Annotated in this window: 9 protein-coding genes; 4 read left to right on the top strand and 5 right to left on the bottom strand. The window is 58.0% G+C overall.

Annotated elements, in window-relative coordinates:
• Positions 1-137: 137 nt before the first annotated feature.
• Positions 138-1,289, bottom strand: a complete 1,152-nt coding sequence (locus tag M504_RS21130) for a YXWGXW repeat-containing protein (RefSeq protein WP_052200472.1) — start codon at positions 1,287-1,289, stop codon at positions 138-140.
• A 201-nt stretch (positions 1,290-1,490) separates the two neighbouring features.
• Between M504_RS21130 and murC the strand changes: the two genes are divergently transcribed.
• From murC to M504_RS06310, 3 genes are all read left to right on the top strand, one after another.
• Positions 1,491-2,861: a UDP-N-acetylmuramate--L-alanine ligase gene (gene murC / locus M504_RS06325; protein ID WP_047493764.1), complete on the top strand. Its 1,371-nt coding sequence runs from the start codon at positions 1,491-1,493 to the stop codon at positions 2,859-2,861.
• A 110-nt stretch (positions 2,862-2,971) separates the two neighbouring features.
• Complete coding sequence (locus tag M504_RS06320) at positions 2,972-5,230, top strand: GH92 family glycosyl hydrolase (protein ID WP_047489195.1); 2,259 nt, start codon at positions 2,972-2,974, stop codon at positions 5,228-5,230.
• 491 nt (positions 5,231-5,721) lie between these two features.
• The gene (locus tag M504_RS06310) at positions 5,722-6,849 is read left to right on the top strand and encodes a radical SAM protein (protein WP_047489192.1); all 1,128 of its coding nucleotides are present in this window, start codon (positions 5,722-5,724) and stop codon (positions 6,847-6,849) included.
• 3 nt (positions 6,850-6,852) lie between these two features.
• Here the strand turns inward: M504_RS06310 and M504_RS06305 are convergent, their stop codons facing one another.
• Genes M504_RS06305 through M504_RS06280 form a run of 4 tightly spaced genes read right to left on the bottom strand, consistent with a single transcriptional unit; the run spans position 6,853 to position 11,379 of the window.
• Positions 6,853-7,890 carry an Atu2307/SP_0267 family LLM class monooxygenase gene (locus M504_RS06305; protein WP_232296178.1) on the bottom strand — a complete coding sequence of 346 codons (1,038 nt, stop codon included), beginning with the start codon at positions 7,888-7,890 and terminating at the stop codon, positions 6,853-6,855.
• 31 nt (positions 7,891-7,921) lie between these two features.
• Positions 7,922-9,193: an EAL and HDOD domain-containing protein gene (locus tag M504_RS21125; RefSeq protein WP_156993584.1), complete on the bottom strand. Its 1,272-nt coding sequence runs from the start codon at positions 9,191-9,193 to the stop codon at positions 7,922-7,924.
• Positions 9,194-9,253: 60 nt separating this feature from the next.
• Complete coding sequence (locus M504_RS06285) at positions 9,254-10,474, bottom strand: DUF1624 domain-containing protein (protein WP_047489180.1); 1,221 nt, start codon at positions 10,472-10,474, stop codon at positions 9,254-9,256.
• Positions 10,475-10,485: 11 nt separating this feature from the next.
• Positions 10,486-11,379 (bottom strand): DMT family transporter, encoded by an 894-nt coding sequence (locus M504_RS06280; RefSeq protein WP_047489178.1) that lies wholly within the window; start codon positions 11,377-11,379, stop codon positions 10,486-10,488.
• A gap of 70 nt (positions 11,380-11,449) precedes the next feature.
• Here M504_RS06280 and M504_RS06275 point away from each other — a divergent pair, with 70 nt between their 5' ends.
• Entirely contained in the window at positions 11,450-12,358 is a 909-nt protein-coding gene (locus M504_RS06275; RefSeq protein WP_047489175.1) for a LysR family transcriptional regulator, read from the top strand.
• Positions 12,359-12,376 lie beyond the last annotated feature (18 nt).

Raw genomic sequence — 12,376 nt, 5'->3', positions numbered from 1 at the left:
CTCGCCCCGGAATCAACGTCATTGGTTAGAACACCAAAACAGCGCACAGGTTGCGGTCGAATGAGAAGCGCCATGCCAGAAAGCAAAAACAGCAAAGCCGGCAGCCCAAACAGGGCCACCGGCTTTGCTCAAACACCTTAGAATCTGCCGAATCCGCGCATACCGGATGGCGCATTGTGATTGCCCTGGGGAGCGCTGAAGTTCGGGCGATCCCCCCCACCAAACCGATTCCCGCCCTGCGGCGCCTGTGCGCCACCGCCACGGAAATCATTCGGCTGGGTGTTCTGAGCCGGACGATCCAAGTTCCGAGGCGCAGGCGCGTTCTGTTGCACCGCGTTTCCGCGTCCACCATCGGTCGGAAAATCCCGGCGAGGGGGATTCGGAGCATTCACCTGCCCCTGGGGAAACGCATGCTGAGGAGGATTTGGTGTATTCACCTGCGGAGGCCGATTCTGGTTGTCGTTACCACCGGACCAGCGCATGCCATTATTGCCGCCATTGGGCACTGACTGCTGCCCATTGCCAGCAAATCCATTGCCACGGTTGTCGTTTCCGCGTCCATCATTGCCACGTCCGTCATTCCCACGGAAGTCCTGTGGATTCTGCCCACGGAAGCCGTTGTTCGACGGACGAGAAACCACGCCACGATCAAATCCACGGTCGCGCTGCGTCATCGTAGGTCCAAAGCGTCGATCCTGCATCGCCCGCTGCTCATCGCGGTTAGGCTGCATACGCAGTCCGCCGGGGCCGCCGTTGAACGACACACGCGCACCGCCACGGTTCCAATCGCCTCCCACCGGACGCACAAACGTGTTGTGAACAAACCGCATATCCACGCGGTTCACCGTCGTGTTGTAGAAGAAGCGATTGCCGTTCCAGTAGCCGCCCTCATAGCCGGTGCCGAAATAGCCAAAGCCATAGTTCACACCGCCATAGAAGCCCACTTCCGGACCCCAATAGCCTGCGTTCCATGCATAACCGCCGTTGCCATAAGCCCAATATCCGGGCGTCCACAACATGCCGGCTTCCGGTGCCATCACCCACTCGCCGTCCACCCAGTAGTAGTCCTGCACCTGGTCATCCCAGGCCCAGTAGCCGGGCGTCCAGATATAGCCGTCGCCGGGAGCCAAAGGCTGTTCCATCACCGGCAACGGAGGAGGCGCCGTCCGCGCCACGCCGACGTTCACTGCAATGCCCCACTGCGCGTGCAGCATGGGCGCTGCCATCAGGCTGGCTGCGGCGATGGCTAGGGTTGTCACGGAGGTCCGAACTGCGGTGGGAACGTTCATGGTGCTGCTCCTTCCGCCATGCCGCCCCGCATCCCGCGGGTAAGGCTGGCTCACATTCACTCAAACGCAGTTTTGCGACAAAAGTTGCGCATCCCGGCACCGCATCGCCCTGAAAATAAACGTTTCGCGTGGAAATGCTCCGCAGGCGGCGTTCACACTGCTACAGTGATTTCTGATTCAGAAACGGGAGAACAGTTCGCCTTGTTCGCAGCGGCGCAGCGAGTACACTTTATCGGGATTGGCGGCATCGGCATGAGCGGCATCGCCGAGATCCTGCTTTCCATGGGATTCCCAGTCAGCGGATCCGATCTCCGAACCTCGCCCACCACAGACCGGCTCAAAAAACTCGGCGCGGCCATCTTTGTTGGCCATGCCGCGGAGCAGGTGCGTCCGGCCGACGTCGTCGTCATCAGCTCTGCGGTTGCCAAGGACAACCCTGAAGTCGTCGAAGCCCAGGCTCGCCACATCCCCGTCATCCCTCGCGCAGAAATGCTCGCGGAACTCATGCGTCTGAAATACGGAGTCGCCATCGCAGGCATGCACGGCAAGACCACCACCACCAGCATGGTGGCGGCTGTGTTGGAAACAGGCGGCCTCGATCCCACGGTTGTCGTGGGTGGTCGCGTGGACATGTTTGGTTCCAACGCGCGTCCCGGTCAGTCGCAATATCTTGTCGCAGAAGCTGACGAAAGCGACCGCAGCTTCCTCAAGCTATCGCCCATCCTCGCAGTGGTCACCAACCTTGATCGCGAACACATGGAAAACTATCGCGACATGGAAGACGTGGAGCAGTGCTTCGTCGATTTCATGAACAAGGTGCCGTTCTACGGAGCTACTACCGCTTGCATCGACGATCCACTGCTGCGCTCCATCCTTCCGCGCGTCACCAAGCGCGTGATGACTTACGGTGAAAGCTCTGAGGCAGATTTCCAGCTCGTCATGCTGCCCGCAGAAGCCGAGAGCTACTCAACATTTGAAGTGAACGCACGCGGCATCGTGCTTGGTCCGTTCAAGCTGCACGTACCCGGCAAACACAACGTCCTGAACGCAACCGCTGCAGTAGCAATCGGCGTAGAACTCGGTGTTCCACCCAAGCAAATCGCTGCAGGCCTCTCGCGTTTTCGCGGTGTTGATCGTCGCTTCCAAACCAAGGGAGAAGCGCGCGGCGTCACCGTCATCGACGACTACGGCCATCACCCCACAGAGATTCGCGCCACACTGCAAGCCGCGCGCGACGTGGGCTACCGCCGCGTCCACGTTCTCTTCCAGCCGCATCGTTACACGCGCACACGCGATCTCTTTGAAGACTTCGTCCTCGCATTTGCAAACGCGGATCGCGTAGAAGTCGTCGACATATACGCCGCCAGCGAACAGCCCATTGAAGGCATCTCCTCCGGCGCACTCGTTCGCGCCATGCGCAACGCAGGCATCGATGCCAACTACGCACCCAGCCTCGAAGCTGGCGCACAACGCGTAGCAGAATCCGCTGCCAAGGGCGAAGCCATCCTCACACTCGGCGCAGGCAGCATCTCGCAGGCAGGCCCCATGATCCTCGAAGCTCTTCGTAAATAGCAGAGCGGCCGGTAGTGATGACGCGATTCGTTATTTCGCCCTGCGAAACGCGAATCCGATCCGCATGTTGAGAGTGACGTTCGTGAGCCGATGCAAGGTAAAGTGTTGCCATGCTTCGCAAGGCCCTTTCACTCGCTCTCTGTGCCGTCACGCTCTCTGCCGCTGCTCAAAAACACACGCTCGCCGACGACATTAACCCGCTCGTAGGCACCTCCGCTGAAGGCAACACCTTCCCCGGAGTAGGCGTGCCTTACGGCATGACGTCATGGACGCCCGCGATCACACGCACAGAGAAGAAGGGCACCGTTGCATACCTGTACGACGCGCCGAAGCTCTACGGCATCCGCGCCACCCACTTCCTCTCCGGCTCAGCCGTGCAGGATTACGGCAGCTTCCAATTCCTCGCAGGCACCGGCAGCTTCCCCACAGACGCATCGCAGCGCGCTTCAAGCTTCCCACACAACGACGAGCACTCTTCGCCCTATCGTTACGACGTTGCCTTACCTGACCTGCACGTCAAAGCCAGCGTAACGGCGCTCTCGCGCAGCGGCCTGCTGTCGTTTACCTTCCAGCAGTCCGGCCCTGCATGGCTGCAGGTGGAAAACCTCGCACCCGGCGGCGACGCGACTCTTAAAGTTGACGCCGCACACCGCGAAATCACCGGCATCAATCCCGTGCGACGCTTCTATCGCGGTACCGGAAAATCTGCAGGCTTCGCAGGCTACGTCGTCATCCGTTTCGATCACGACTTCAAGACCGGCCCATCGTGGAAGGCCAACAACGCTCCTGCATCAGGCACACCGAATGAGGAACAGGCAACGCAAACGACGATCCACCTCGCTGCCGATTTCCAACCCGCCGGCACCGCCATCACCTTCAACGTGAAGCAGGGTGAAACGGTGCGCGCACGCATCGGCACATCCTTCGTCTCCATCGACGAAGCCAGAAAAAACCTCGAAGCAGAAATCCCCACGTTTGACGCAACGGCGGTCGAAGCAAAGTCACACACCACATGGGATCGTGCTTTAGGCAGGATTGAAATCAATGGCCCGGAGTCTGATCGCCGCGTCTTTTACACCGCCATGTATCACGCCATCCTTGTGCCTCGCACCTTCAGCGACGTCAGCGGCACGCGGCCCAAATTCGCAGTCGGTGGAACAGTGAAGGGAACCGGCGACTACTACGAAGACTTCTCCGCCTGGGACACCTTTCGCGCGTTGCATCCGCTACTCACCATCATCGACCCTAACCGCGACGCCGCCATGGTCCGCTCGCTCATCTCCAAAGGTGAAGAAGGCGGCTTCCTGCCCATCTTCCCCATGTGGAATAGCTACACCTCCGCCATGGTCGGCGACCACGCCGCCGTCATCATCGCCGACGCATACCTCAAGGGCATCCGCGGCTTCGACATCAATCGCGCCTACCCGCTCATGCGTCGTAATGCCTTTGAACAGCCGAAGACCATCGACGAATACAAGGACGGCAAAGGCCGCCGTGCTCTCGACGACTACATGAAGCTCGGCTACGTCCCGCTTGAAAACAAGGTGCTCGACGCCTTCCACCAGCAGGAACAGGTCTCGCGCACACTCGAATACGCCTATGACGACTTCGTCGTCGCACAAGTAGCGAAGTCACTCGGCAAGACCGAAGACGCAGCCGCATTGATGAAGCGTGCGCAAAACTACCGCAACGTCATCGACCCGCAAACCGGCTTCGCACGCGGCCGCCACGCCGACGGCACATGGGATTCGCCCTTTGATCCATCAAAGCCCTACAAGTACATTACCGAAGGCTTGCCCTTCCAGTACACCTTCTTTGTTCCGCAGGACATCCCCGGCCTGATCAAGTTGGAGGGCGGCAACGCGGGCTTCACCAAGAAGCTCGACGAACTCTTCGCACGCAAACTCTACGACCACGGCAACGAACCCTCGCACGCCATCACCTATCTCTACGACTACGCAGGCGAGGCGTGGAAGACACAGCAGGAAGTCGCCGTAACCCGCAAGAATTGGTATCAGGACCGCCCCAGCGGCCTCGCAGGTAACGACGACGCAGGCCAGATGTCCGCGTGGTATCTCCTCAGCGCCCTCGGCTTCTACCCCGTAACGCCCGGCATCCCTGCATACGAAATCGGCACACCCCTACTGCCCGACGCAAAGATCCACCTCACCAACGGCAAAGCCTTCCACATTCACGCAGAAGGCGTTAGCCCGCAGAACATCTACATCCAGTCCGCCACACTCAACGGAAAACCGCTAAACAACTTCTGGATCAAGCACAACGACATCATCAACGGCGGCGAACTCACCTTCAAGATGGGCCCCCAACCGAACAAGAGCTGGCCATCCGATATGGCTCTCCCCCGTTAGTCATGAAGCACAGTGGGAATCACAGGAAGAGTCGCCTCAAGGACATCGGTCTCTATGTCCTGATTAGCCTCGTTGTCATTTCATTTCCACTGTGCGCGCTATTTCTGGACTGGCCATGGACACCCTTCATGCACTGGTTCGGCTTCTTCTTATGCATGGTCCTCCTGCTTGGACAGTTCGTCATGAACAACAGAGACTCTTGGCGCAAACGTTCCTACTGGGGCCCCACGGCATTGCTGCTGGTGATCAATACGTTAATCTTCGCCATCTTCTCTCCGATAGATAAGCAAGTTCCAGTAGCGGTGTGGTTCATCATAGTAAGTTTAGAAATAAGTCTTATCCCATGGCTGAGCCGCACCCTCGCCCGCAGGTCTGGTTCCTTGGATTCATAAAGCGAGCCTAAGCGGGTCGTTGCTGCGATCATCTTTCCACAACTACCTCTTGACCCAGCCCAAAACAACGCCTAATCTCACCTCAGGAAAGGCGAACAAATGGCGAATACAGCAGACCTCTTTCCCATCCTCCCCCAGCCCCGCGTCAACGGCCTCAGCCGCATGGCCCAGGAAAGCGAACACCTCGACGTAGGTCACGACGTCGACTTCCGTTCGCTCGCCGTCCGCTCCATCCTGAACAAGTCCGTCTCCAAACGCTTGCACTGGATGGCGTGGTCCATCAATCCTTACCGAGGCTGCGAGTTCGGCTGCCGCTACTGTTACGCCCGCTACACCCACGAGTTCCTAGCCCCCACCGCCACCGAACCAATCCGAGGCACTCTCGCCGACGCAGAAGCCTTCACAAAACCAACCGAGGAGATGAACCTCCGCGACCCCGAAGCCTTCGAGCGCCGCATCTTCGCCAAGCAAAACGCAGCATGGCTCCTCGAACAAGACCTGCGCCGCATGGCAAAGCAACACAAGCTGCACGAAGAAATCGCCCTCGGCACCGCCACCGACCCGTGGCAGCCCATCGAACGCCGCATGAAGATCACGCGCAGCCTGCTCGAAGTCCTCGCACGTCATGAAGGCCTGAAGATCGGCATGGTCACTAAGGCGACGCTGATTGAACGAGACATCGATCTGCTCCAGCAGATCAACGAACGCAGCACACTCGTCGTCCACATCACCATCACCACGCCCGACGCGGAACTCGCACGCAAGCTCGAACCCCGCGCCCCACGCCCCGATCTGCGTTTCGAAACCGTGCGCAAACTCCGCGAAGCAGGCATTCGCGCCGGCATCCTCAACTGCCCTCTGCTACCTGGCATTACAGACACAGCAGAAGCCATCGACCGGATGGCCGCACTCGCAAAGAGTGTCGACGCCAGCTTCCTCGGCGCCAATCCACTCTTCCTCAAACCCTGCTCACGGCCCACATACTTCGAGTTCATCCGCGAACACTTCCCGCATCTGCAGGTGCTTTACATGGAACGTTTCCGTGACATGGACTTCGCATCGCGCCCGTACCGCGAACGCCTTCGCGCACTCGTCAAAGCAAGCTGCATCCGCCACAAAGTAGGCCAACGCCAAATGGACACCCTGGTCAGCAAAGAAATGGCAGAAACAAAAAAGCCCTCACGCTCTGCAACATTCGCAGAAGCGCAAGGGCGTCTCTTCGCTTAGGAGTTACTTCGAGCGCAACAAAGGAGCCACTTTCTCTCCCAGCAACTCAATGCCACGCATCATCGGCTCATGCCGCAGAGCAGCCACACTCATCTGGAAGGTCACACGCTCCAACCCACCCAGATCCTCGCTCATCTGCGCCACCTTATCTGCAACAAACGAAGGCTCACCCACCATCAGCGCGCCCTTCGGTCTGCGCAGCGCCTCAAACTGCCCACGTGTCACCGCTGGCCATCCGCGCTCCTTACCAATCTTCGTAAACGCAGCAGCATAGCCAGGGAAGAACGCATCTGCCGCAGCCTGATCCGTATCGCCCACAAGCCCCAGTACATGCACGCCAACTTTGAGTACATCGTCGCCATAACCGGCGCGCTTACCCGCCTCACGATACAGATCAATCAACGGACGAAAACGATGCGGCTCACCGCCAATGATTGCCACCATCAGCGGCAACCCAAGCGCACCAGCGCGAGCAAACGAAGCGGGCGTCCCACCCACTCCCAACCACACCGGCAGCTTCTTCTGCAGCGGACGAGGAAACACACCCTGTCCCGTTAGCGCCGGACGATGCTTACCGCTCCAGTTCACGTAGGTCTCATCACGCAGCTTCAGCAACAGATCAAGCTTCTCAATGAACAGGTCGTCATAGTCTTCCAGCTTCAAACCAAACAGCGGGAACGACTCAATGAACGACCCACGTCCAACCACAATCTCCGCGCGTCCACCGCTGATCAGATCCAGCGTGGCAAACTCCTGGTGCACACGCACCGGATCAGCCGCGCTCAGTACCGTGACAGCGCTGCCAAGACGAATGTTCTTCGTCTGCGTAGCGGCCGCCGCCAGAATGACTGCGGGCGCCGCGTCCAGATATTCCTCGCGATGATGTTCGCCCAAACCAAAGAAATCCAAACCAGCCTTGTCAGCTAGTTCAATCTCCTCCAGCAGCCGCGCCATACGCACAGCTGCGGTGGGCTTCACATGGGTGATGGGGTCTTCTACCAGTGCCGCGAAACTATCGATTCCGATTTGCATAACACCCATAGGATGCATGCATCAGAAAAAAGATTCGATATCAAACAAATGCGTCCTGCGCCTGTTGCAGAATGCTTGCGGCCCACACCTGGGCTTCCAGCAGAAATCCGGCGGCCTTCGCTTCTGCCATACGCAGGGTCGATGCAGCCCGTTCCAGCTGCTCCCAGAGTCCTTTTTCGCAAGCCTCCGCCACCTCCAGCAACTGGCGGTACACGTTGTCCGCGCCATCCAACGCTGCAGACATCTCGGGTGTCATCCGCAGTGTCTGGTTCACCTCTTCGCCTGTCACCTGCAGCGTCTTCCGCACCACGCTCATCATGCCAAACAGGTACATCTCGCCCGCTTCCATCCCCATCGCCACGCCCAGCAGTTCGCACAGCCGCGCTCGTTGCAGAATGAAGCGAATCGGCTCCAGCGAATTGCCGCCAGAAAACTCCGTAGCCAGCGCCAACGTCGCCAACCGCCGAAACTGCTCCTCGCCAATCATGGCCAGTGCGCCTTCCAGGCTCTTCACCGGCTGCCGCAAACCCAGCGCCGCAGAGTTCGCCACACGCAACACCCGATACGAGATCGATGGCTCTTCCTTCAGCAGTCGCACAATCTTCGGTCGATCCATCTCTGCATGGCTCAGTTCCGCCAGGAATCGCAGCTTGTTCACCACTGCTGTCAGCGAAGGCCTCGCCATCACCACGGGACGCATAAAAAAGTAACCCTGAAACAGGTGGAATCCTTCATCCATCGCCTGCTTCACTTCCGCTTCCGTTTCCACCTTCTCGGCCACAAAACGGATGTTGTGGTACTTCAGCCGATACATCAGCCGGATACGTTCTTTCGCACAACTCGTGCGAAAGTCCAGCTTGATGTAGTTCACAAAGGGAATCAGGTGTTCCCACTTTTCGGAGAAGTCGAAATCATCCAGCGCAATGCCGTAGCCCATCATGCTCAGTTCACGACATGCCTGAATCAAATCGGCGTCCACGTCGGAGTCTTCCAGCACTTCCAACACGGTACCCGCCGGCAACACAGCAGGCATGCGGTTTAACAGCAGCGCGCGCGTACAGTTCACAAACGGAATGGACTCGCCCACAATCGAGTCCAGCCCAAAGCTCACCGCGTTATCCAGAATCTGTCGCGACGCAGCCTCACCATCCGCGCAGAAACTGTTCTCCCATCCAGAACGAAACAGCAACTCATAGCCAAACGTGCGACGCATGCGATCCACAATCGGCTGACGCGCAACAAACCGGCAAAACCCTCCAGTCGGTAACGGCGGCTGTTGCTGCTCTCGAACCCAATGTGAATGAAGTAGCATCAACGTGCTTATCGGCAGCCATCCGCTTTTGTTTAACTTCAGTTCGAACAATCGTGCGCATTACAGATAAGCTAGCCACCAACTGCGATTGCGATCCTTAACCCGGCTGAACCACAAGCAAGCGGGATACAGCACCAGCACCACAGCAATCCAGATCAGGTACACCACCGGCAAGCCAAATCCCCAATCATCCAGATGACTCGTAAACACCACATCCGGAGTAATCCAGAAACGCCAGTTCGCTTTTGTTGTATAGGCAACAACCAGCGCTGCAGCGTGAATCAGGAAGATATGAAGGATGTAAAAGAAGAACGGCACCTTGCCGAACACTTCAAGAAATCCCCGCAGCTTACTTAATTTTGCCTCTTCCACAACGCGATCAATCAACGCGAACAGCAGCAACACCACGCCCAGCGTAGCCAGCAAATAATGCAGCGACGGCGGATACTTCTGCACGGACAGGAACGACATCACCGTGTGGCTCGCCGATCCCAGATGCTGAAATCCATCACCCGGATCGCCATACCCATGCAACAGTCGCAGCACGGCAAACAACATCAGGCTTGCCGCACCCATCGCCACACACCAACGCTGTCGTTGCGCAGCAGAACGCAACAACACCGGCCCCAGGCAATAACCAAGCGCCATCACGCCCACCCACGGCAGCAAGGGATATCCGTACAGAGCAAATGGATGATGGTGATACGTCAGGAAGCCGCGCTCATGCAAAAGCTCCCAAACATCTTTCCATCGACCAAGAGTGTCTGCATGAATGCCATCCAGTAGGTCATGCCCAAAGATAACGACCGCGCCGAACAATCCAACCGCAGGTAACGGCAGCCACAGCAATCCCGCAAGCACAATCATGCTCGCGCCAATCACCCATATCACCTGCAGAATCGGTAGGCCGAAGTTGAACGACCACCCCAGTGTCACCAGCGTGATCTCCAGAAAGATCAGCCACAGCCCACGCAGCAACAGGCTTCTGCTCACCGTCGCTGCGCTCTTGCGCTGCCGCTGAAGATACACACTCGCTCCCGCCAGCAGAATGAATCCCGGCGCGCACAGATGCGTGATCCATCGCGTAGCAAACAACGCAGGCCACGAATGAACCGGATCTGCAGGATCAATCGGCGCACTCGAAAAGAAGTCGCGGGTGTGGTCAATCGCCATCAACACCATCAACAAGCCGCGCAACACATCCAGCGATTGAATCCGATAACTGCGACCTAACGAAGCTGCAACCGACGTATTGGGAAGAACAGAAGCAGTGGACGCCATGATGATCTCCCTCAAGCTTCCTGCAACGTGGGCTTCGGTGCGGGCCGTCGATTCAACAACACCAGCCCCAGCACAACAATCGCCGCACCCGCATACGCAATCGGAGCAATCGATTCATGCGCCACCGATCCCCACACCATGCCCCACAGCGGCAGCAGGTAAGTCACAGCAACCACCTGCGTTGCGGAAACATGCGCCAGCAAGTTGTAGTACAGAAGGTACGCAATCCCGCTTCCTGCCAAACCCAGCACCAGAACCGCCAGCACAGAAGAAAGTGGAATCTGTGTTGGATGCGGCCCAATCAGCGCCACCGGCGAAAGCATCAGGGCAGACAATGAAAGCTGCGTCGTCGCCAGACCAATCGGATCCAACCCCTGCAGCTTCGCCTTCGCAATCACCGTCGCAATCGCATATCCGAGCGCACCCAACGCAATCACTGCGGCACCCAATAGCTGTTGTTGTCCCGCTCCTCCGGCGTTGTCTGATTGTTGCGACGTCACCACAATCGCCACGCCTGCAAATCCAAGCAGTACACCGAAAATCGTGTGCATCTGCGCGCGTGTCTTCGTAACAGCCAGCGACAGCAGCAGCGTCCAGATCGGCGTTGTGCCGTTAATCACCGCGGCCACACTGCTCGGAACAATGCGTTCTCCCCATGCAAAACAGAAGAAGGGAAGCGCATTATTCGTCAACGCCACCAGGAACAACCAGAGAAACAAACGACGTGGCGGCAGCTTCTTCCGTCCCATCAACAACACAATCCATAAGAATGCAGCGCCCGTCATGCTGCGCAACAAACCCACCCACACCGGCGGAAAGGCAACATCCGCAATGCGAATCATCAGAAACGAAATTCCCCACACGGCGGAAAGCAGCAACAGTTGGGCCACATAGCGCGTCTTCATAAGAAAAGCTTCGCTTCCTCCTGTCATCGTGTCCAATGAATTGATATGATCGCATCCATCGGAAATGGCGATGGAACAACTTCTCGATCTTCGGCAGGTTCGCACCTTTGTAGAAGTGGCGCACACACGCAGCTTCACCCGTGCGGCGTCTCAACTTCACTATGCGCAATCCAGTGTAACGGCGCAGGTACAGGCGCTTGAATCAGACCTTGGTTTGCCGTTGTTCAATCGTCTCGGCCGTCAGGTGGAGTTAACCGACGCAGGTCGCCAGTTCCTCACTCACGCGGAAAAGCTCATCTGCACAGCAGAGCAGGCACGCCTCTCCGTCCAGAAGGACGACCGGATCATCGGCCCGCTGGTAGTAAGCGCAGCAGAAAGTCTGCTGACGTATCGCATGCCCGAACTTCTGCGTGTCTTCCAGGCCACCTATCCCGACGTGCGTCTGACGCTTCGTGCAGACGCCTCCTGTTCCGCGGCCGTGCAGGAACCTGGTGTCGATCTCGCCATCTCCATCGACACTCCCATTCGTGTGCCGTCGCTGCTCGCGCAAAGTCTTCGCAGGGAGCGCGTGCTCGCGCTGGTGGCCGCAGAGCATCCTTTGGCAAAACAGAAAAAGCTCTCTGCCAGTGATGTAGCAGAGCACCAGATTTTGCTCACAGATCATTCCTGCAGCTACCGCGCCGTCTTCGAGCGCACCATGGCCCAGGAAGGTAGCCGTGTAAACCGCGTGCTTGAATTCGCCAGTGTTGAGGCTCTGAAGCAATGCGCCATCGCGCGCATGGGCGTGGCTGTACTTCCAGAATTAGTCGTCGCAGCAGAACTGCAGCGCGGTTCGTTAGTGGCACTCGCATGGCCGCAAAAACCGGTCTATGTCTACACGCAATTAGTACGGCACCGCGACAAGTGGTTCTCACCCGTAATGCAGGCTTTCTGGAAAATGGCACAGCAACTTCTCAATCCAGCTTCGAAGTCCTCATGAACTAGCCCGCTGCCGTTT

It is taken from the genome of Terriglobus sp. TAA 43, assembly GCF_000800015.1.
Classification (GTDB): domain Bacteria; phylum Acidobacteriota; class Terriglobia; order Terriglobales; family Acidobacteriaceae; genus Terriglobus.
Note: the sequence above shows the minus strand (reverse complement) of the source record. Positions and strands in the feature narration are given on the sequence as shown.